Origin of the sequence: Flavobacterium sp. ALD4 (genome assembly GCF_002836475.1) — a bacterium.
Lineage (GTDB): Bacteria > Bacteroidota > Bacteroidia > Flavobacteriales > Flavobacteriaceae > Flavobacterium.
In genome coordinates this window covers 61,631-83,274 of record NZ_PJBJ01000023.1, presented here as the reverse complement: position 1 = coordinate 83,274, position 21,644 = coordinate 61,631, and the positions used below count along the sequence as shown (strand labels likewise).

Genomic DNA, 21,644 nt, shown 5'->3' with positions numbered 1-21,644 from the left:
GGAATACAGTGTTCCGTGATTTGTTCAGACCTGTAGCTTCTCTGCTCACTAAAAATTACATACTGCAAGCTATTTAATATTAGATTTATCAATGAAAGGCAAAATGGTATTTTGATTGTATTGTCTTACTAACGGAGTACCTTAAGCAATGTCCGACAGATACTGTAGAATTATATTTTAAATTCAAAAGAGAATATTAATACTAAAAATAGTTAGTTAATCAATCGTAATAACAAACACCTCATAGTATGGATAGCATTATAACAGCTACCACTTTAAGTGCTATCCATAGGTGTTTTATTAGAGGACTTTATCAATATAATGGAGAGACTGTTGTTAAGTTTTCTACGATTATAATATAAAAGCTAAACAATGAATGTTAAAATAATACTTATGTCGTAGCTATTAATTAGACCGGTTTAGTTAGTAACAGAATAGGGAAGAAGCAGACAAAAATAAAGTCTTACACTAGTTATACATTTGAACCTCTAATAGTAATCTACAGGCATAGTATAAATTTTTTCTAATAAGAATAAATTTATAGTTAAGTATCTATATATGATGTGATAAATACTAAATTTGATAAAATAATTATTAGTTTTTTCACCAATTAAAATAATTTTTCACTCAATAATCATAGGTTTTATATGGTTAATTGTGCGATTTAAATGGTTAACAATAAAAATTATGTTTGGAAGAGTAGCAAACATAATATATAAGATAAATAGACATTTAGAGAGTGTGAAGAATTATGCTTGTTTTATAGACGTAAACTTTAATTAATCATTGGAATTACCTCTTTATGAAATACAGCAATGTAAGCGCTTGTGATTATCTACTTAAAAGTTAAATCTATCTCAATTGATTTAGATCAAGGACATTGCTGCTACAGTATTGTAAATTTGTCATTATTAAAAATTTATAATTAAGACAACATGAGCAAACAACATTTATTAACACCATATAATAAAAATATTAACCTTAAAAATAGAGTTATAGTAGCACCTATGACGCGTGGTAGAGCAGATAATGAAGGCAATGTGCCAACTGATGATCTACATGGTTTGTATTATGAGCAACGTGCATCAGCAGGTTTAATTATTACAGAAGGCGCGCAAGTGTCTCTTGATGCTATAGGATATATCAATACTGCCGGTATCCACACAGATGAGCAAGTCGAAGGTTGGAAAAAAGTAACCAAACGTGTGCATGATAAAGGTGGGAAAATCTTTATTCAATTGTGGCATGTAGGACGTATGTCTCATCCTGATTTTCATAACGGGGCATTACCTTTATCTGCGTCAGCGATCAATCCTAACGATAAGGCATTTACTCCAGAAGGATTTAAAGTTACTGTTACGCCAAGGGAAATGAACGTTGAAGATATTAAAACTACGGTAAAAGATTTTCAAAACGCAGCTATAAATGCCGTAAAAGCCGGATTTGATGGAGTAGAAATACATTCCTCTAATGGTTATTTGTTTCAGCAGTTCTTTAACGGAACGGCTAATCATAGATTAGATGAATACGGTGGAAGTATTGAAAACAAAGCCCGTATATTTTTTGAAGTGCTAGACGCTGTAAAACAAGTTATTCCAGAAGAAAAAATTGGAGCCCGTTTTAATCCATCATTAAATGGTCCATTTGGAACGACTATGGATGAAGACACAATCCCAACGTTTGAATACATCATTAAAAAATTAAATGACTATAACTTAGCATATATTCATCTTTCCGAGCCATTTACAGATGTTTCAGCAATACCATACGCTGTTACTGAGATAGCGAAGCATTTCCGTCCTTTATATAATGGAACATTAATGATTAACTCCGGCTTTGATCAAGAAAAAGGGAATAAAGTAATTGAAGAAGGATATGCAGATTTAGTAGCATACGGTAAGCCGTACATCGCTAATCCAGACTTAGTAGAACGTTTTGAAAATAACTTGGCTCTTGCAGAAGGTGATCAAGATACGTTCTACACAGGAGGAGCAAAAGGATATACTGATTATCCAAACGCTTCTAAATAATTTGAGTTAAATTGATTGTTTGTATTACTAAGGTATAGTTTGTAACATATACCATAGTGCTTAAAGAAGAACAGTCATTTTAAATCGCATTAAAAAATCGGCATCTAATATAATATTAGATGCCGATTTTTTATTTAAATCAAGTACCGAGTTAATGGATAGAAACAACCTTTTATAGTCTCTATTTATGTTGTGGATATGCAAAGAAAACTCTCAGTATTAGTAAAGCAACATTTTTAAAATTATTTTTCTTTATCAATAAGTCTTCAATTGTTTTGTAATCTAAAGCGGAATGCCTTCTTTTTCTGTGATACCAAATTTCAATAAATTCGAATATATATAGCTTTATCTTAACTATAGCTTAGTAAAAAAACTCTAGCAACTATTACATTTCTTTAATCTTTTTATTCCTCAAAACAGCTTTAAAAAAATATAATGGTTTACTCTTTATTCAAAGCGACTGTAGCTTCGATGTGGGTTGCTACTAAAATTAAAGATTTCAAAATAATGTCTATTTTAAAAAAAATGAATTTTTGCTGCGTTAAATTTAAAGATTACTTTTACTGTGGGTGATCATAATGCTCTTAAAAACGGCAGTGTTTCTGATAAATAATATAGTAGAAATCGGATTTTTTTTCGATTATTAAAATAATAAAATGGAAATTAATAATTCAAGAGTACTAATTACGGGAGGGAGTTCCGGAATCGGAAAAGAGACAGCTAAACAATTTATTGCTAAAGGGGCTAAAGTTGTAATTACAGGAAGAGATGAAAACAAACTAAAAAAAGTAGCTGACGAAATAGGTGCGATTCCATTATCATTTGACATTAGTGATTTAAAATCAATACCACAAAAGGCCAAAGAGGCACTAGCTTTATTAGACGGGAAAATTGACACTTTGGTAAATAATGCTGGTATTGGAGCATTTCCAGCTCTCGGCGAAATTACAGAAAACGATTTATTAAGCGTGTACAATACTAATGTATTTGGAATGGCCTTGTTAACTCAAGAATTCTTGTCCCAATTTAAGGAGCAAAGCTCAGGCAATATTATAAATATTGGAGGAACCGCTAGCCAAAAAGGTTTTGCACAAGGTTCAGTTTTCGCCGCATCAAAATTTGCAGTTAGAGGTATGACTCAATCTTGGCAGGCTGAATTGCGAAAATATAATATTCGAGTAACTTTAGTAAATCCAAGTGAAGTCACAACTGCATTTACTTACAGATCGCGAGAGAATCGCGACGAGCGCAAAGAACAATCTAACAAACTAGGTTCAGAAGATATTGCACATACTATTATTTCGATTGTAGAAATGCGTAACAAAGGATTTATCCCTGAAGTAACTATTTGGGCAACGAACCCTTTTGAATAAAAATTGAGCCATTTATTTAAAAGTAAATGAGTTCTATAGAGCCCATAATTTCTAATTGTTGATAATAGCATGTGTATCCATTACTGGATTATTAATTAGGAACTATAGCAACACCATGTTATTATCTTATAGCTTAAGAAGATAATATTTCACTTAAAGCTTTGCTAAGTCATTGATTTTTTTTAAACAATTGTCTAAATGACACCAGAAATTACATTTTGTGGTGGCTAGAGCTACCCTAAATAGTATTTAGAGGACTTACATTTAACTTACACTTATTTTGAAGTCGAATTAAATATAGGTAGCTTAGAAGAGCTGCGGAGTCTAGATAAAAATATTTTTTTTTATCTATTATTAATTGGATAAAAAACATTGCGTGTTCTCCCTCAGATAAAGACTTAAACAAATAAATTACAAAGTAATATGACAAAAAAAGAAAGTAAAATAGCCTTAGGTGGCGGCTGTCATTGGTGCACCGAAGCTGTATTTCAGTCGTTACTGGGTGTTATAAAAGTAGAACAAGGGTATGTGGCATCGATAGGAGATAACAGTTCGTTTTCTGAAGCTGTTATCGTATATTTTAATTCGGATGAAATTTCTGTTAAAACACTAATTGAAATTCACTTACATACGCATAAGAGCACCTCAAACCATTCTATGCGCCATAAATATAGATCGGCAGTTTACACATTTTCTGAAGTCCAAAAACTGGAAGTAGAGCAAATCATTGCAACATTTCAAAAGCTTTCAGAAAATAAATTAATAACACAAGTGTTTCCTTTTCAAAATTTTAAAGCTTCAAGAGCAGAAATAACCAATTACTATTATAATAACCCAAAGAAACCTTTCTGCGAAAGCTTTATAAACCCTAAACTGAAGCTGTTATTAGATCAATTTTCAAGTGCAGTAAATCCAGAAAAATTAAAACATCTAAAATAAATTATAACCATAGTAATTGTATGTCAAAGACAAAAATAGGATTAGGGTTGGCGGCTTTAGGGAGACCTGAATATATCAATATTAGGGATTACAGTAATCATGATAAATCCCAAGAGGCTTTTATGGAGAATGCTTTTAGTGTTCTTAATTTTGCCTATCAAAGTGGTATTCGTTATTTTGATACAGCTCCTTCTTATGGAAAGGGCGAGGAGTTCTTAACAAACTGGAATTCTAAATACCAACACGAGGGTGTTAGCCTAAGTACAAAATGGGGATACACCTATGTGGCAAATTGGCAATTAGGTTTTAGCGCAGCTCACGAAGTCAAAGAGCATTCTTTGGACAAACTTTTGGAGCAGTGGCAAATTTCAAAAGAGCTACAACCCGAATTGAGCATATACCAGGTACATTCTGCGACTTTTGAAAGTGGCATCTTGGATAACAAAGACGTTTTAAAACGGCTTTACGAAAAAAAAAAACAAACAGGTTTACAAATTGGTATCACTACAAGTGGAACAAATCAAAGTGAAATTATTGAAGCAGCATTAATAATTAAAGTTGAAAATGAGGACTTGTTTGATAGTTATCAGGTGACTTATAATATTTTTGAACAATCGACACACGCCATTTTAAAGCATTTGCTTCAGCTTGGAAAAACAGTAATCATTAAAGAGGCTTTGGCAAACGGCCGTATATTTAAAAACGAAAAATTTAGCCATTATCAAAAGCTATATCAGATTGTAGACTCTATGGCTAAAAAATATCAGGTAGGCACAGATGCTATTGCACTCAGATATGTCATGGATAATTTAGAACCAACATACCTACTTAGTGGCGCATCAACCATAGAACAACTTGAACAAAACATAAAAGCCTATAATTTCAAACTTGAAAACGAGGAATTAAAAGTACTAAACTCCTTTAAAACTGATTCTCAAAAATACTGGGAAGAAAGAAATGAGCTGTCTTGGAATTGATAAGTTTTTTTAGCCTATATCATATAACGCCGACAGTAAAAATGAGATTTTATTTGAGCCATCAGCATCTAAAATATTAGGTTTAGAAAAGGCATTTGCATGTAAAGCCTCTGATAATCTTTATTTTGAGGTTGAACACGACACCTTGAAAAAACCGATTATTGGTTTAGTATCTGATGCCGATGCTTTAATAAATAATATTTTTTACACAACAAGTATTAACCGAGTTGAAAAACAACTGTAGCATTATTAGTAAGCGTTTTATAAAGCGCTACAAAATAAAAAAAGCTTTACCAGATTTAGAACACTTTGATTATCGGGGTAGTCAGCCAGTTTAAATTTTCCGACACTATTTACTTAGCGGGAGATATGAAATTTAATGAATCTTTAAATGTCTCTATGACAAGTGGCGAATCAGTTGCTAGATTGATTGCTTAACGTCTTAAATAGAATACTGTTGTAATAATTCTAATGATACATATTCTAATGCCAATTGATGTGTTGCATTCAAATCTATTTTTGGAGCCACATTAGCTTTTTCAGCTTCTTTCCAGCGGGAAACACATAAACACCATTTATCACCAGCTTTTAATCCAGGAAAATTCCAGTTTGGCTTTGGCGTGATTAGATCATTTCCTTTTTTTAATGAATATTCTAAAAACTCATTTGTCACAATTGCACAAACAACATGAGTTCCAGAGTCAGATGAAATAGTATTGCAGAAACCATCGCGGAAATAACCTGTCATTGGATCGCAGGAGCAGTTTTCTAAAGGTTGTCCGAAAACGTTTAATGTTGTAATCATGATTATAAGAATTTTAGTTTTTACAAAGATAGTTTGATTATAAAAGTATTGTGGTCTAAAGAATATAATAATGGATAAATCTTGATACTTGATAATAAAAAGGATTAATATAATTGAATTATAATTTATATTATGTAAAATAGAAATTATAATGAAACAAATACTTCATTTAAATTATCGTAAGTAAAATGATTTTATACAGCCTCTATCTCTACTAAAAACTGAGAATAACTACTATTTAATAAAACCAAGAATTAAGATTCGATATGCAAGCATATAAATATTTATTTTATTATTTTTACCGCTGGACATTATTACAGAACTATGAACACGATTGTAGAACACTTTGCTGACTTTTTAAAGGAATACGCGCCATTTGATCAATTAACTTTTCAAGAGTTATCTGATATTGCTGCGAGTATCCGCGTAGTAAACTTGGAAAAAAACAAAACACTGTTCCAGTTTAATGATGTACTACACGACAGCTTTTATGTTGTTGCCTCAGGAGTGATACACTTATCTGTTATAGCTGATGCTGAAGAAACGATTTTAAATAAATGTCACGAAGGTGCTATTTTTGGTTTGCGTCCTTTTTTCGCAAAAAATAATTATCGAATGACGGCAAAGGCACGCGAAGAAAGTATAGTTTACGCTATTCCTATTGCTGTTTTCCGACCGTTTGTAGCGAATAATACCGCCGTTTTAAATTATTTACTGGAGAATTTTGCGACAAATAAACCCAGTTCTAAAGACAATGAAAGTTCACGTGGAAGTCTGATTTCAGATACCGTATTTTACACGGACCAACAATCTGAGATGCAATATTTTCAAACTTTATCGTACAATAATACCCCACTGACAACAACTGCCAACAGCATTGTCAGCGAAGTGGCTCAGCTTATGGCTGAAATGCGAGTTAATAGCGCTGTTGTTTGTGCGGCTAGCACTCCTATCGGAATTGTTACTTATACGGATATGTCTTCTAAAATTGCTACGGGCCGATTTCCAATCACTGTTTCAGTGGATAAAATCATGTCGTCTCCTGTGGTAACGGTACCGGAGAATGTTTCGCTAGCAGAAGCACAATTACTAATGTTAAAAAACAATGTCACCCATTTATGCGTAACAGTGGACGGGACTGATAAATCGCATGTAAAAGGAGTTATTTCAGAACACGATTTGATTGTGGCACAAGCCAGTAATCCCGGTGTTTTGATTAAAGAAATTAAGCGTGCTCAAACTTCGAAAGAACTAAAGCAAATTCGGGTACGACTCACAGATCTTATCCAAACTTCCATTTATAAAAATATTCCCCTTTCCCACATTTCCAATATAACGGCTGAGATCAATTTTGCACTTTTAAAGCGGGCAATCGAACTTAGCATTTTAGATTTGGGCTCCCCTCCTGCTCGCTTTGCTTGGTTAAGTATTGGCAGCCAGGGAAGGAAAGAGCAATTGCTGCTTACAGATCAAGATAGCTTTTTGGTTTTTGAAGATGTAGCCACAGAAAAGTACAGAAAGGTAAAGGATTATTTTATTGAATTAGGTAAAAAAACTACCTTGACACTTGAAAAAATAGGCTATGAATTATGCCCTAACGGACATATGGCAAGCAATATGTTGTGGTGCAAATCATTGACAGACTGGATAAAACAGTATGACAGCTGGATGAACACTCCCGGTGAAAACAGTAATAATTTGAGCAGTATATTCTTTGATTATGAACTTGTTTTTGGCGAATCAAAAATTGAAGACGCGATTAGCAATGTCGTTTTCAAAAATGCGAATAACAATACCTTATTCTTTGACTTTTTAGGAAACGACGCTTTGAGAAAAAATTCGCCTTTAAGTTTTTTCAAAAAGTTTATTGTTGAAGAAACGGGTCCCAATAAAGATAAATTCAACATAAAGACCCGTGCTTTGATGCCGCTTATAGATGGCGCCCGTTTATTTACGCTAAGTCATGGTATTAAGGGGATTAACAACACTTATACCCGCTTTAAGCAATTGGCTATTAACGATCCAAAATATTCGGAAATATACCTAAATTGTGCTGAAGCTTTCTTAACTTTATCAAAGTTAAAAACAGTGGAGGGTTTGAAAAACGAAGACTCCGGTCAGTTTGTAAATTTAGAGGAGTTGTCAAAAATTGATAAAGAAAAGCTGAAAAATGCGCTAACTCCAATGAGGGAATTAGAAGAATTAATTAAAAATAAGTTTCAACTGACTCAATTTTCCTAGTTATGCTAGAATGGATTAAAAATATAAATAAAGAACTTCCTGAATTCTGGAAAACATATCTTTCGAAATTCGATAAAAAATCGAATCGGTATGTCGTGATCTCTACCGAAACTACAGGACTGAATCCGCATAAAGACGTGATCTTGTCTATTGGCGCTTTCGCCGTAGTAGATGACAGTATATTTATTGGTGACAGTTTTGAAACCATTTTACTGCAATACAAATACCTGCATGACAATAAGCTTTCAAATGAATTTATCATTGAAAGCAAGATGAATAAATTAGGGGAAACAGATGCTATAAAATCCCTAATTGAATTTATAGGAAATTCCGTTTTAGTGGGACACCACGTCGACTTTGATGTTGAAATGATCAATGTAGTCTTAGAAAAATTAGAGTGTGGTCGATTGAAAAATGAAGCCTTGGATATTGATATGATGCATCTGAAATTAAACGATATTACTGATAAGCAATTCTCGTTGAATCAATTATCCGAAATTTATAAAATCCCACATAGCGATAGAAATTCGTCAACAGAAGACGCTTATAAAACAGCTTTGTTGTTTCTAAAATTAAAGTCAAGATTAGGTATTAAGTAAGCCATTATGTTTTTAAGTCCATACTTTAAGTTTATACCATTGCTATACTACCCATCCAAAAACTTGGCACAGATTACACAATTCTTCACAGATTAATTATTTTAATCGGAGCCAAATAAGTATTTAGAAGTTTGATCTACCAAAGTATTATGGGTTACTTGTTTTTGTGATCCATGAGTATACTTCATTTATTTAGTCCTACAGAAGCGCTATAACGCCCATGATGGCTTAATGAAACTGGTTTTATAACATCAGTGGTGTCTTCAATCATAAATGGAATTCCCTTCTTTTTTATTATTTTTATTTCAGGTCCCAGCTCCAATACTGTTTTAAAATCCATTTTGTCAGTAACTGCGACAGTGTGTATTTTATCCTTTACTATTTCAGTTTTCGTATAGAAGGTATATCCGTTGCATCGCACGGAGCCCTTACGGGTGTTTTCGTAAATACATTCTAACTTCAGGGGAAAGAATCCCCGTATTCCCGTTACTCTATTGTAAATTTTGTAGGCTGCTTCCTTCCTACTCCAAAGATTCCATACCATGATATCTGGATTTTCAGCTCTTGAAATCAGCACTTGTTCCTTTGGCGTAAATATCTTATTCAAATAACGAGGTCGATTCCAATTGCTCTCTGTTCGGGCTAAAGCCAAATCTACAATGTCGTTTCCAATCACCTTTCAGCCAATTTGGTTTCTATTATTTCCAATGTCGATTTCACATCAACCATTTTTTCCATGGATTCATTGTCGATATGGATTTTAAAATGATCTTCAACATCTAAAATTATATCTACCAGATTAGCCGAATTGATATTCAAATCGGCTATAAAATCTGTGTTTTCTGTGAAATTTTCAAAACCTTCCTCGTTATTGATGTAGGGCTTTATGATATTTCTTAATTGTACTAAAGTCTCTTCTTTGTTCATGTTTAATTTTTTAAACGGTATATTTCTTTAAAATTACGCAGCCGTTAACATCCCCAAAACCAAAACTGGCTTTAGCTATAATTTTTAATTCAGTTTCAATCAATTTTTTGGGGATTCTCGATACATCGATTATACTTGTGATTTCAGGATTAATGTCTTCACAATTAATATTAGGAAAAATAAATCCTTGGTGCAATTGCAATACAGCTGCAACACTTTCTATACTCCCGGCTGCTGACAAACAATGACCCACCATTGATTTCAAAGAGTTGATATACGGGAAGTCGATGCCTATTCTGCCTAAAGCTTCACTCCAATTCGCTATTTCTAAACTGTCTTTTGATGTGGCAGTCAGATGTCCGTTAATGGTGTCAATTTCATCTGCTTGGATACCCGCGCTGGCAATCGCATCTTTTATGCACTTTTGAACCGCTATAGGATTTGGAGCTGTCATTGTTCCCAGGCCACGTTGTCCGCCCGAATTTATATTTCCACCTAACACTTCAGCATAGATACGTACCCCTCGTGAAAGTGCCGTTTCCAGATCTTCTAGCACGAAGGCACCCGCTCCGCTTCCGGGTACAAATCCCGAGGCGCTGGCGCTCATTGGCCTTGAACCCTGCTCTGGAGTTTCATTGTGCTTAAAAGTGCAAACACGCAAGGCATCAAAACCACCCCAAATATAAGGTCCGCTATCACTTGTACTTCCGGCGAGCATGCGATTAGCTAGTCCTGACTTGATGCGTTCGTAGGCCATTAAAATACTTTCGGCCCCTGTTGTACAGGCAGAAGAATTAGTGGTCACCTGGTTTCCCAAACCTAATTTCCCACCCAAATAGGCACTAACGCCACTATTCATTGTCTGGGCTACTGCCGTACTTCCTAATCTACGGGTTTGCAGATCATCGATTTTATAAATGCTTTCGCGAAATTTATCTATACCTGAGGTTCCTGTTCCAAAAATAGTTCCACTGTCCCAGTCCGGCTTCTCGCTATGCACTATTGGTAAATCAGCATCCTTCCAAGCATCCATTCCTGCAATTACACCATATAAGATACCTGAGGAGTTAAAATTTCGCAGTTCTAATTCCGTGAAATAATGTAACGACAGTTCTGTGGAAATTTCGGGTTTCCCTGAGATCTGACACGAGAATTGCAGGCGCTCCAAATCTGGATCTTTCCTAATACCAGAAATCCCGTTTTTAATTGAATGGGTAAAGGCGTCAAGACCTACTCCATTTGGGGCAACTACACCAAGTCCCGTTATTACCACTCTCCTATTCATTGAACTATTCTTTTATATCATTAAAATTGTATCAAAGCTTCTCGATACATTTTAGCTTAACTCTTATATTTTTAATACCAAATTATACAAAGCAAAAAACACTCGAAGAGACGACTGAAGAATAAAAGAAATATTAGACAATCATTCCTGCAATTTCTCCGGTACAAACAACAAGACCAACCTCATTTTTCATACTCACTTTACACTTTAGTTTACCGAACCTGAAGTATATTTTTTCTGACACAACCGTCACTTTCTCTTTGGGAAATACAGGTTTAATAAATTCCATATCAGTTGATGTTAAAGCTATTGAAGTGTCTTTGTTAAAACTATGATCCAATATAAATATGCCAAGACAAACTAATCCTATCTGAGCCATTGTCTCGGTCAAAATCACGCCAGGTGTTACCGGATTATTTTCAAAATGACCCTTATAAAAATCTAAGTTTTCGTCGAAAGTAAAGCTGCCTTCCACTCCGTTTTCATTGATTTGGATGATTTCATCAACAAACAGGAATGGCTTCGAATAGGGTAGTTTTGATATAATTTCTTGACTTTTCATTCTTTTTCTATCTTCATTAACTAAAACTGCAACAATACTCTTTGTGCTGAAAATCCGGGACCAAAACTCAACATTAATCCTTTTTCTCCTTTTGGAGGCCTATTGTCCATGAATCGTTCCAAAACATACAAGACGGTCGCACTCGACATGTTACCATACAAACGTAAAACTTCCTTTGTGTCATCAATGTTTTTACCTAAATCTGAAAATAGGGCTTCAACTGTTTGAACTATTTTTTTTCCGCCTGGATGAAATATCAGATGGTCCATATCATCAATTTTTAGATTATTTTTTTCCAAAAAAGGATGAATAATTGCTGGGAAATGGGATGCGATGGTATTGGGTACTTCAATATCTAAAATCATCTGCAAACCGGTATTCGTCAACTTAAAACCCATCATATGCTCATTTTCATAAAAATGATACATCTCTTCCGCTAGAATTTCGGGACCGTCATCGTCTTCGTGAGACGAAAGTAAGACACAAGCTGCTCCATCGCCAAAAATGGCGGCACTTACAATATTGGACATCGAAAAATCATTGAGCTGAAATGTTGCGGTCGGGCTTTCCACTGCGATTACCGCAGCGCGTTTGCCTGGATTGGACTTCAGGAAGTTCTTGGCATAAATAATCCCTGAAACCCCAGCTGCACATCCCATTTCAGTTACTGGAAGTCGAACGATATCCTGACGTAACTTCAATTTATTAATTAAATAGGCGTCTAATGAAGGAATCATAATACCGGTACAACTCACCGTGATGATGTAATCTAAATCTTCTGGTTTCCAACCCGATTTCAACAATGCTTTTTCAAGTACCTTTTCTCCCAAATCAATTACTTCACGAACATAAATATCGTTTCTTTCTTCGAATGATGTTTTTGTAAAAACTTCGATAGGATCCATAATGGAATAGCGCTTGTCTACTGCCGCCCCCTCAAATATTTTTTTCACTTTTCTAATAAAACGCTCGTCTTGCCCCGTGAGCCAGGCATCCAGAAACGGAATAATTTCTTCGGTGGTTCTGCAATATTTCGGCAGCTGTTTTGTCACTGTATTTATTTTTACACTCATATCTTTGAAATTATCCATTGGTATCGGAAAGCCCATTTCCATTGGACTTTATATTTTTTAAAATTTAATTTTTTCGAAAAACGTAGCAAATCTTCTTTTTTAAACCCTCGTAATATCGAAACCAAACCATCCTCTCTGGACATATCATTCAATTGAAAAACAAAACACAATGATTGAAATAAACGGTAAGCGACGGCGCTTCGATGTAAATCATTGATTACAACCCCAATGCTGGCATTTGCATAAAACGAAGTCATGATATTAATGATTTCTTCGTCCTTAAAATGATGCAACGTTAAGGTGCACAATACAATATCATACTTTAATTCTTCAAAAGGTTTGTCAAATATATCTTCACAACGGTATGTAATATTTGGATATTTTTTTGATAAATCAATCGCATGATTGACCGTAAAGTTGTTCGCATCAACCCCTATCAAATTGAATGTCAAATTATGCTGTAAACCATAATCGGCCAGTGTTCTCAACATATCCCCGTTACCACAACCCACATCAACAATCGTGATTTCAGTTCTTTTGGGATTGTTGGCAATCAGCTCTTTCACACCTAGTAAAGTTAACTTGTTTCCGCCCAATAGTTGATTTATTTTAGCGATTTTATCTAAGGCATCTCTTAATTCATACCCTTCGAGCTGAAAGTCATCCATTATTTCAGATTCATTAGTTCTATGGGTTGTATTTATAGCCATTTATATTGGTTTACCATGCGTTTTTGTTATTATTAGGGGTAATATAAAAGGAAAGGTAATTAAAAGTTTCAATACAGCTTGTGCTGTTTTTTCATGTTGCAATAGTTTTCCTAAAAGACGACCTGCTTGCAATCTTTTTTTAAAATTTTTATTCCAATCGTTAAAATAATTTTTTTCTAAGGCAGCTCTATTTATTCTGTTTTCTAGAAAATGTATTGTATTCTCCGCCGCCAGTTTTGCACTGTGAATAGCCATTGCCATGCCGTTTCCGCATAAAGGATGAATTAATCCGGCAGTATCACCAATCATAATTATATGATTTTCAATACATTTTTTTTCTTCGAAAGAAACTTGACTAATCGTTAAAGGCTTTTCGAATTGAATTACAGCATTTTTAAAAATTTCTTTTAAATTTGGATTTTGACAAACTACATTCATTTGATAATCTTCAATAGACTTATGCTGTTTAAAGGTTTCATAATTTGCTAGATAGCATATATTTACTAAATTATTTTCTATTTTAGAAACGCCACAATATCCTCCTTTAAAATGATGTAACCCAACATAATCTTCTGGAAAATCTAGTTTGTAATGCGCCTTGACACCGAGCCAATGCGATTGTTTCTGAATAAAGTTGCGTTTTAATTTAATATCTAAATTTGACCTTTTCCCAAAAGCTCCAAGGACAATTGAAGCATAATAGGTATTCAAATTTGTGGTGATTGAAAACTTACCATCCAAAAATTCAACATTCGAAACTGTCTCTTGAACAATTGTACAGCCCCTATTTTTTGCTTCATTATATAAATACTTATCTAATTCGTATCTACTTATTCCAAATCCGCCCAAAGGCAAAGTTGTATTTATAGATTTTCCAGAAACTAATGAAAAGGAAAGTTTATCAATGTGTTTAGGATGCAACGATTTAATGTCTAATCCAAGTGATTTTAAATAAGGTAAAACTTCGTTGGAAATATATTCGCCACAAACTTTGTGTTTAGGAAATTCGTTTTTTTCTATTACTAAAACATTATAATTATTGTTTTTCAGATGGATAGCAGCTATAAGTCCTGCCAATCCGCCACCAACAATAACTATAGAATTTTGTATCATATGTTGTAAATTTAATAATTTAGTTCAACAAATTCTTTCAAAACTCTATAAAATTTTACAGAATTTTTGTAATAAAAATATTAAAGTGCTAGATTTGTTTTATCTATGGATACAATCAATATAAAGAAATCACTTTTATTTATACCTATCACTCTATTAGTAGTCTATTTTTGTGCTGGTATTTTTTATAATCCTGCTCTTGTTATTTATATTAAGCCTTTTATTATTCCAAGTTTTATAATTTATGTGGCAAATACTAATTTTAAGAAACTTACTCTAAATTATTTTTTATATGTTATTTTCTTTTATTTAAATGAGCTTTTAATTTTGTTTTGGGATGATTCAGTACATTTATCTAGAACTGCATTAATAGCATCCTTCTTTTGTTATTTAGCATTAGTAAATTTAGGATTTAATTCAATTAAAACTAAAAAGCTTTACACGGTACCACAAGGATTCTCACTTTTTATATTAGCCATGAATTGCGTGTTCTTAATTGCAATCTTATATATTTTAATGACTGTTATTAGTGATAGTTATCTTAATATTATTTTAATTTTTAATGCAGTAGTTGCTGTATTTCTTGGTATTACAGCCGTTTTATATTTCGGGAAATTTGGTGATAAAAAAGCATACTATTACTTTTTTGGTGCTTTTGCTTTAATTTTCAACGATGTTTTTGCCGCTATTGGAACTTATTTTATTCAAGATGTAGTTTTAAACACCTTTGATAGAATATTGCATTTTACTTCGTTTTATCTAATTTATCTGTTCATTATAAATGATAGAAAAAAGGTTGAAAATCTTTCGACAGATTCTCAACCTTAACTTTATTAAACTTTATTATCTTTTATTTCGTCCACAATTTCCGGATTCAATAAAGTAGAAGTGTCTCCGAAATTAGAAAAATCACCTTCAGCAATTTTTCTAAGGATTCTACGCATAATTTTACCGGAACGTGTTTTGGGTAACCCCGAAACAAACTGAATTTTATCCAGTTTGGCTATAGGCCCAACGTGATCTGAAATGTATTGATTAATTTCTTTAAAAAGATTTTCTTTATTCCTGATTTCGCCACTTTCTTTTAAAATCACATAACCATAGAGCGCGTTCCCTTTTATATCATGAGGAAAACCAACAATAGCACTTTCGGCAACTGCAGGGTGTTCATTAATGGCATCTTCAATTGGAGCGGTACCCAGATTATGTCCTGAGACGATAACTACATCGTCAACACGCCCCGTTATTCTGTAATAGCCCACTTCATCACGTAAAGCACCGTCGCCAGTGAAATAAGTTCCTGGAAAGGCAGAAAAATAAGTGTCCTTATATCGTTGATGGTCACCCCAAATTGTTCTTGCAATCCCCGGCCATGGGAATTTAATACACAAACTTCCTACGACTTGATTTCCTTCTATTTCATTGCGGTTTTCATCCATTAATACTGGCTGGATTCCCGGTAACGGTAAGGTTGCATAAGTGGGTTTGGTCGGCGTTACAAATGCAATTGGAGAGATCATGATTCCTCCTGTTTCGGTTTGCCACCAGGTATCAACTACTGGGCATTTTTTTTGCCCCACATGGTCATTATACCAGTGCCATGCCTCTTCATTAATTGGTTCTCCTACGGAACCAACTACTTTTAAAGTTTTTAAATGATGTTTTTGAACATATTGCACATTCTCTTTTGCCAAAGCGCGAATGGCTGTTGGCGCAGTGTAAAATTGCGTAACTTTATGTTTTTCGATAATTTCCCAAAAACGACTAAAATCCGGATAAGATGGAACTCCTTCAAAAATTACTGTTGTCGCTCCATTCAATAAGGGACCATAAAGAATATAAGAATGCCCTGTTATCCAACCAATATCTGCCGTACACCAAAAGATGTCGTTTTCTTCATAATTGAATACGTTTTTAAAAGTGTAAGCTGTATAAACCATATAGCCGGCGGTGGTATGTACCATTCCTTTCGGTTTTCCTGTTGACCCAGAGGTGTATAAAATAAATAAAGGATCTTCGGAGTCCATTATTTCTGCAACACTGTTGTCTGAAGCTTCATCTAATAGCGGTTGCAACCAAATATCTCTGTCCTCTTTCATCGTTACCGGAGTGTTGGTTCGTTTAACAACCAATACCGTTTCTACAGATGTACATTTTTCTAACGCTTCGTCAATTATTTCTTTTAATGCGATTGTTTTATTGCCACGATAGCCACCATCTGATGTGATTACCATTTTACAATCACTGTCCATTATTCGGCTCGCTACTGCAGAAGCCGAAAACCCTGCAAAAACAACAGAATGTATGGCTCCAATTCTGGCACAAGCTAAAATTGAAACAGCTAATTCAGGGATCATCGGTAAATAAATACAAACCCTATCTCCCTTGGTAATGCCTTTCTCTCGCAAAACATTTGCCATTTTACAAACCCTTTGATGCAATTCATTGTAGGAAATATGCAAAGCTTCCTCAGACGGTTCGTTCGGTTCAAAAATGATTGCGGTTTTATCTCCTCTTTTATTAAGGTGCCTATCAATACAGTTTTTCACTATGTTTACTTTTGCCTCGGTAAACCATTTAATTTCAGCTTCAGCCATATCAAATTCTACAACCTTATCCCATTGTTGATACCACGTAAAATTCTCTTCTGCTATTTTACCCCAAAATTTTCGGGGTTCACGGACAGATTTGTTATAATGTTTGAAGTATTGTTCGAAGTTTTGAATCTTATAGTAGCTCATCCTTTTTTATTTTTTATAAAAGTATTAAAATTCATTCGATTCCAAAAACAAATAAATTTATTAATTGCCTTTAAAAATTAAATACTCGATAATAATGCAGCAGCATAAATAAGTATTCGGTAATAACAAAGTGTTTTTCGACAATATATGAAACATAAAAAAGACGAAGTAGATTTTCTACCCCGCCTTCTTTCATTAACAATAATCATAGCAATTAATTTACTATTGAACAAACACCATTGAGTAACCAAAACTCATGATGTAAAAATATTCAATACTACTATTCTAGAAGACAGTCGTTCTACATTAAATTATTATTATTTTAACGATTTCAGAAACGAAACTATATTTAAAGGAATTACTTCACTTAACTTTTAGTTCGGTAGAAGTTAAGTGAATGTAACAAGCTTCTATATCCATTATCAATGTCTTAATATACTGATTACTGACCCAAAATACCAGAAAAACAAATGATATAGAGCAAACTCCAGCACACCCGCGTGTGTGGCAATTCCCGTTTTTTTAATTATCCGATTTTTTTCATAGCAGTCATTGACTCTCTCAACCACTCTCCCGTTTCTTCAATTGGATGTGTACGTATACTTTTGTTAACGGCGATAAGCACTGCATTTTCTGCGCTATTTGAACTAGAGAACGGTTTTCCGATAACATTGGTTTCAATAGTTTTCATAAAATCAGTCAATAACGGCTTACATGCGTGATCAAATAAATAACAACCATATTCCGCTGTATCAGAAATGATTCTGTTCATTTCATATAATTTTTTTCTGGCTACTGTATTCGCAATCAAAGGCAATTCATGAAGAGACTCATAATAAGCTGATTCTTCAATAATACCTGTTTGTGTCATAGTTTCAAAAGCTAATTCCACTCCTGCTTTCACCATGGCAATCATTAACACGCCATTATCAAAGTATTCCTGCTCAGAAATAGTGGCTGTAGTAGCAGCCGTTTTCTCGAAGTTAGTTTCAGCAGTTGCCGCTCTCCAAGTCAATAAATTAACATCATCATTAGCCCAGTCAATCATCATATTTTTTGAAAATTCACCTGAAATAATATCATCCATATGTTTTTGAAATAACGGACGCATGATTTCTTTTAATTCATCTGCTAAACGATAGGCTTCAATTTTAGAAGGATTATTCAAACGATCCATCATATTTGTAATTCCTCCATGCTTAAGCGCTTCAGTTACTGTTTCCCAACCGTATTGAATCAACTTTGAAGCATACGCGGGTTCAATTCCTTTTTCGACCATTTTATCGAAACATAAGATAGAGCCCGTTTGCAACATTCCGCATAGAATAGTTTGTTCTCCCATCAAATCTGATTTTACCTCTGCAACAAAAGAAGAGTTCAATACTCCTGCTTTATGACCCCCAGTGGCAACGGCATAGGCTTTAGCCTGTTCAAAACCGTCTCCGTTTGGATCATTCTCCGGATGTACGGCAATTAAAGTAGGTACTCCAAAACCTCTTTTATACTCCTCACGTACTTCAGATCCTGGACATTTTGGCGCACACATAATAACGGTAATGTCTTTACGAATTTGCATTCCTTCTTCCACAATATTAAAACCATGTGAATAAGATAATGTAGATCCTTTCTTCATCAAAGGCATGATAGCAGTAACTACTGCGGTATGCTGTTTATCTGGCGTTAGGTTACAAACCAAATCAGCCGTTGGAATTAATTCTTCATAAGTGCCCACTGTAAAACCATTATCAGCAGCATTTGTAAAAGAAGCTCTTTTTTGGGAGATTGCTTCGGCTCTCAGCGCGTAAGAAATATCTAATCCAGAATCTCTCATGTTCAATCCTTGATTCAAACCTTGGGCTCCACAACCAACAATGACTACTTTTTTTCCTTTTAAAGCTTTTATACCATCAGCAAATTCTGATTGGTCCATGAATTCGCAAACGCCTAATTGTTCTAATTGTAATCTAAGTGGTAATGAATTGAAATAATTTGCCATTGTCTAATTTTTATTTGTTTTTTAGTTCTTCTAATAATAGTGATATTTGCATCTTCTCCTTTGAAACTGAAATTCTTCCTGAACGCACAAACTGCATGATTCCGAAAGGTTTTAACTTGTTATATAAGTCATTAATATCTGAACGTTTTCCCGACTTTGAAATCACAAAAAAGTCTCTAGATACGGTAACTATTTCCGAGTTACTTTCTTTTATTATATTTTGAATTTGCTTTTCATCAAATAATAGAGCCGAATCTATTTTAAATATTGCGTTTTCTAAAAAGATCGTTTCTTCATCAGTATGATAAAAAGTCTTAATGACTTCAATCTGTTTTTCGATTTGACCTACAATATTTCGCACCCATTTTTCTGTAGTGTGAACCACAATAATGAACTTAGAAACATTTTCAATCTCTGATTCTGAGACATTTAAACTGATTATGTTAATGTGTCTTTTTAAGAATACACCTGATATTCTGTTCAATAGACCAAGGTTGTTTTCTGAATAAACAGAAATAGTGAATGTTTTATTTTCCATAATATTAACTTAATCTGATTTCAGAAACAGAAGCTCCTGTTGGAATCATTGGGAATACATTATTCTCCTTCTCTACCATAACTTCGAGTAAATAAGAATCTTTTGAAGCCATCATTTCAGCGACAGCAGCATCTAAATCTTCTCTTTTGATTACCTTTTTTGCTTTAATATAGTAGCCCTCTGCAATAGCGACAAAATTCGGGTTGGTCATCTCAGTAGAAGCATATCGCTTATCAAAAAACAACTGTTGCCATTGACGCACCATACCTAAAAATTCATTATTGAGTATAACAATTTTAACTGGTACTTTCGTCTGAAAAATAGTTCCTAATTCCTGTATCGTCATTTGGAATCCACCATCACCGATAACTGCAACCACTTCCCTGTCTGGCATACCCATTTTAGCACCAATAGCTGCCGGTAATGCAAATCCCATCGTTCCTAATCCTCCAGAGGTAACATTACTTTTAGAAGAATTGAATTTGGCATACCTGCAGGTAAACATTTGGTGTTGTCCCACATCAGAAACCATGATCGCATCACCTTTAGAGTGCTTGTTGATCATTTCAATAGTTTCCCCCATTGAAATTCCTTCCTTCTTAGGTTTCAATTCCTCGTTAATTACCGTTTCTAATTCAATTTCATATAATTCTTTGAATTTATTATGCCAAGATTCATGTGTTTTTCCTTCGATAAAAGAAAGTAAAGCGGTCAATGATTCCTTAACATCAGCTAAAACAGACACTTCCGTCTTTACATTTTTGTCCACTTCAGACGGATCAATTTCAAAATGAATTACTTTAGCCTGTTTTGCATATCCATCCAAATTTCCTGTAACGCGATCATCAAAACGCATTCCAATTGCAATTAAAACATCACATTCATTGGTCAATACGTTGGGTCCGTAGTTTCCATGCATTCCTAACATGCCTACGTTTAAAGGATGCTCCGTTGGTAATGCAGAAAGACCTAAAATAGTCCATGCAGCTGGAATACCCGATTTTTCAACAAATGCTTTGAATTCTTCTTCGGCTTGTCCTAAAATAACTCCTTGACCAAAAAGAATAAAGGGTTTTTTAGCATTATTGATTAATTCCGCAGCTTCCTTTACTTTTTCAATGTTTAAAGTTGGTTTTGGATTATAACTTCTAATCTTTGTACATTTTTTATAACTGAACTCAAACTCATCAAATTGCGCATTTTTAGTGATATCCACTAAAACGGGTCCTGGACGTCCTGATCGTGCAATGTAAAAAGCCTTTGCCATTATTTCAGGTATCTCAGAAGCTTCGGTAATCTGATAATTCCATTTGGTTACAGGAGTTGAAATTCCAATAATATCCGTTTCCTGAAAGGCATCAGATCCTAACAAATGCTTACCAACTTGTCCTGTAATACAGACCATCGGTGTAGAATCAATTTGTGCATCCGCGATTCCCGTTACTAGATTTGTGGCTCCAGGACCTGAAGTTGCGATTGCTACCCCCACTTTTCCGGTGGCTCTTGCGTATCCTTGTGCAGCGTGTGTCGCCCCTTGTTCGTGGCGTACTAAAACATGGTGTAATTGATCTTTAAATTTATATAATTCGTCATAAACTGGCATGATAGCCCCACCAGGGTAGCCATAAACCAAATCCACTCCTTCCTCCAATAAGCATCTAATTACAGCTTCTGCACCAGATATTTTATTTGTTCCCATTGCTTATATCTATTGTTTTTAAGAATCTAAAAAGAA

General features: G+C 34.2%; 19 protein-coding genes. 7 read left to right on the top strand and 12 right to left on the bottom strand.

The genetic code is table 11. The features are described 5' to 3' along the window. The first annotated feature begins 935 nt into the window (after positions 1–935). From CXF59_RS02790 to CXF59_RS02775, 4 genes are all read left to right on the top strand, one after another. Positions 936–2,030, top strand: coding sequence for an alkene reductase (locus CXF59_RS02790; protein WP_101136199.1), 1,095 nt, complete (start codon positions 936–938; stop codon positions 2,028–2,030). 656 nt (positions 2,031–2,686) lie between these two features. After that, entirely contained in the window at positions 2,687–3,403 is a 717-nt protein-coding gene (locus CXF59_RS02785; protein WP_101136198.1) for an SDR family oxidoreductase, read from the top strand. Between the two features lie 423 nt (positions 3,404–3,826). Next, entirely contained in the window at positions 3,827–4,342 is a 516-nt protein-coding gene (locus tag CXF59_RS02780) for a peptide-methionine (S)-S-oxide reductase (RefSeq protein WP_101136197.1), read from the top strand. Positions 4,343–4,362: 20 nt separating this feature from the next. Further along, positions 4,363–5,319, top strand: coding sequence for an aldo/keto reductase (locus CXF59_RS02775; protein WP_101136196.1), 957 nt, complete (start codon positions 4,363–4,365; stop codon positions 5,317–5,319). A gap of 442 nt (positions 5,320–5,761) precedes the next feature. Here the strand turns inward: CXF59_RS02775 and CXF59_RS02770 are convergent, their stop codons facing one another. After that, entirely contained in the window at positions 5,762–6,124 is a 363-nt protein-coding gene (locus tag CXF59_RS02770; RefSeq protein WP_101136195.1) for a DUF2237 family protein, read from the bottom strand. Between the two features lie 324 nt (positions 6,125–6,448). On the opposite strand from CXF59_RS02770, the gene CXF59_RS02765 reads away from it, so the two are divergent. Together CXF59_RS02765 and CXF59_RS02760 are read left to right on the top strand one after the other, a co-directional pair. Next, positions 6,449–8,365, top strand: a complete 1,917-nt coding sequence (locus CXF59_RS02765; protein WP_101136194.1) for a DUF294 nucleotidyltransferase-like domain-containing protein — start codon at positions 6,449–6,451, stop codon at positions 8,363–8,365. Positions 8,366–8,367: 2 nt separating this feature from the next. Beyond that, a complete protein-coding gene (locus CXF59_RS02760; protein WP_101136193.1) occupies positions 8,368–8,964 on the top strand; it encodes a PolC-type DNA polymerase III in 597 nt (198 codons plus the stop codon). Between the two features lie 184 nt (positions 8,965–9,148). Here CXF59_RS02760 and CXF59_RS02755 read toward each other — a convergent pair whose 3' ends face one another. The 7 genes from CXF59_RS02755 to CXF59_RS02725 all read right to left on the bottom strand — a co-directional run bounded on the left by CXF59_RS02755 (position 9,149) and on the right by CXF59_RS02725 (position 14,634). Then, on the bottom strand, positions 9,149–9,640 hold the full coding sequence (locus CXF59_RS02755) for a 4'-phosphopantetheinyl transferase superfamily protein (RefSeq protein WP_101136192.1): 492 nt from the start codon (positions 9,638–9,640) through the stop codon (positions 9,149–9,151). Next, positions 9,637–9,891, bottom strand: coding sequence for an acyl carrier protein (locus CXF59_RS02750; RefSeq protein WP_101136191.1), 255 nt, complete (start codon positions 9,889–9,891; stop codon positions 9,637–9,639). Before CXF59_RS02750 ends, CXF59_RS02755 begins: the two co-directional genes overlap by 4 nt. A gap of 10 nt (positions 9,892–9,901) precedes the next feature. Further along, positions 9,902–11,176 (bottom strand): beta-ketoacyl synthase, encoded by a 1,275-nt coding sequence (locus tag CXF59_RS02745; RefSeq protein WP_101136190.1) that lies wholly within the window; start codon positions 11,174–11,176, stop codon positions 9,902–9,904. A 133-nt stretch (positions 11,177–11,309) separates the two neighbouring features. Continuing rightward, positions 11,310–11,738: a 3-hydroxyacyl-ACP dehydratase FabZ family protein gene (locus CXF59_RS02740; protein ID WP_101136189.1), complete on the bottom strand. Its 429-nt coding sequence runs from the start codon at positions 11,736–11,738 to the stop codon at positions 11,310–11,312. A gap of 20 nt (positions 11,739–11,758) precedes the next feature. Then, positions 11,759–12,811 (bottom strand): type III polyketide synthase, encoded by a 1,053-nt coding sequence (locus CXF59_RS02735; protein WP_101136501.1) that lies wholly within the window; start codon positions 12,809–12,811, stop codon positions 11,759–11,761. Beyond that, positions 12,808–13,521: a methyltransferase domain-containing protein gene (locus CXF59_RS02730; RefSeq protein ID WP_101136188.1), complete on the bottom strand. Its 714-nt coding sequence runs from the start codon at positions 13,519–13,521 to the stop codon at positions 12,808–12,810. Before CXF59_RS02730 ends, CXF59_RS02735 begins: the two co-directional genes overlap by 4 nt. Further along, positions 13,522–14,634: an NAD(P)/FAD-dependent oxidoreductase gene (locus CXF59_RS02725; RefSeq protein ID WP_101136187.1), complete on the bottom strand. Its 1,113-nt coding sequence runs from the start codon at positions 14,632–14,634 to the stop codon at positions 13,522–13,524. 105 nt (positions 14,635–14,739) lie between these two features. Between CXF59_RS02725 and CXF59_RS02720 the strand changes: the two genes are divergently transcribed. Further along, positions 14,740–15,462, top strand: a complete 723-nt coding sequence (locus tag CXF59_RS02720) for a hypothetical protein (RefSeq protein ID WP_101136186.1) — start codon at positions 14,740–14,742, stop codon at positions 15,460–15,462. Between the two features lie 5 nt (positions 15,463–15,467). Here CXF59_RS02720 and acs read toward each other — a convergent pair whose 3' ends face one another. From acs to ilvB, 4 genes are all read right to left on the bottom strand, one after another. Then, entirely contained in the window at positions 15,468–17,375 is a 1,908-nt protein-coding gene (gene acs, locus CXF59_RS02715; RefSeq protein ID WP_101136185.1) for an acetate--CoA ligase, read from the bottom strand. A gap of 526 nt (positions 17,376–17,901) precedes the next feature. Further along, complete coding sequence (gene ilvC / locus CXF59_RS02710; RefSeq protein ID WP_101136184.1) at positions 17,902–19,371, bottom strand: ketol-acid reductoisomerase; 1,470 nt, start codon at positions 19,369–19,371, stop codon at positions 17,902–17,904. Between the two features lie 10 nt (positions 19,372–19,381). Next, on the bottom strand, positions 19,382–19,909 hold the full coding sequence (gene ilvN / locus CXF59_RS02705) for an acetolactate synthase small subunit (protein WP_101136183.1): 528 nt from the start codon (positions 19,907–19,909) through the stop codon (positions 19,382–19,384). 4 nt (positions 19,910–19,913) lie between these two features. Beyond that, entirely contained in the window at positions 19,914–21,608 is a 1,695-nt protein-coding gene (gene ilvB, locus CXF59_RS02700) for a biosynthetic-type acetolactate synthase large subunit (RefSeq protein WP_101136182.1), read from the bottom strand. Between the last annotated feature and the right edge of the window lie 36 nt (positions 21,609–21,644).

Coding starts and splice junctions, on each gene's coding strand:
- CXF59_RS02790 (WP_101136199.1), top strand. CDS start 936: ATGAGCAAACAACATTTATTAACACCATATAATAAAAATATTAACCTT.
- CXF59_RS02785 (WP_101136198.1), top strand. CDS start 2,687: ATGGAAATTAATAATTCAAGAGTACTAATTACGGGAGGGAGTTCCGGA.
- CXF59_RS02780 (WP_101136197.1), top strand. CDS start 3,827: ATGACAAAAAAAGAAAGTAAAATAGCCTTAGGTGGCGGCTGTCATTGG.
- CXF59_RS02775 (WP_101136196.1), top strand. CDS start 4,363: ATGTCAAAGACAAAAATAGGATTAGGGTTGGCGGCTTTAGGGAGACCT.
- CXF59_RS02770 (WP_101136195.1), bottom strand. CDS start 6,124: ATGATTACAACATTAAACGTTTTCGGACAACCTTTAGAAAACTGCTCC.
- CXF59_RS02765 (WP_101136194.1), top strand. CDS start 6,449: ATGAACACGATTGTAGAACACTTTGCTGACTTTTTAAAGGAATACGCG.
- CXF59_RS02760 (WP_101136193.1), top strand. CDS start 8,368: ATGCTAGAATGGATTAAAAATATAAATAAAGAACTTCCTGAATTCTGG.
- CXF59_RS02750 (WP_101136191.1), bottom strand. CDS start 9,891: ATGAACAAAGAAGAGACTTTAGTACAATTAAGAAATATCATAAAGCCC.
- CXF59_RS02745 (WP_101136190.1), bottom strand. CDS start 11,176: ATGAATAGGAGAGTGGTAATAACGGGACTTGGTGTAGTTGCCCCAAAT.
- CXF59_RS02740 (WP_101136189.1), bottom strand. CDS start 11,738: ATGAAAAGTCAAGAAATTATATCAAAACTACCCTATTCGAAGCCATTC.
- CXF59_RS02735 (WP_101136501.1), bottom strand. CDS start 12,811: ATGAGTGTAAAAATAAATACAGTGACAAAACAGCTGCCGAAATATTGC.
- CXF59_RS02730 (WP_101136188.1), bottom strand. CDS start 13,521: ATGGCTATAAATACAACCCATAGAACTAATGAATCTGAAATAATGGAT.
- CXF59_RS02725 (WP_101136187.1), bottom strand. CDS start 14,634: ATGATACAAAATTCTATAGTTATTGTTGGTGGCGGATTGGCAGGACTT.
- CXF59_RS02720 (WP_101136186.1), top strand. CDS start 14,740: ATGGATACAATCAATATAAAGAAATCACTTTTATTTATACCTATCACT.
- acs (WP_101136185.1), bottom strand. CDS start 17,375: ATGAGCTACTATAAGATTCAAAACTTCGAACAATACTTCAAACATTAT.
- ilvC (WP_101136184.1), bottom strand. CDS start 19,371: ATGGCAAATTATTTCAATTCATTACCACTTAGATTACAATTAGAACAA.
- ilvN (WP_101136183.1), bottom strand. CDS start 19,909: ATGGAAAATAAAACATTCACTATTTCTGTTTATTCAGAAAACAACCTT.
- ilvB (WP_101136182.1), bottom strand. CDS start 21,608: ATGGGAACAAATAAAATATCTGGTGCAGAAGCTGTAATTAGATGCTTA.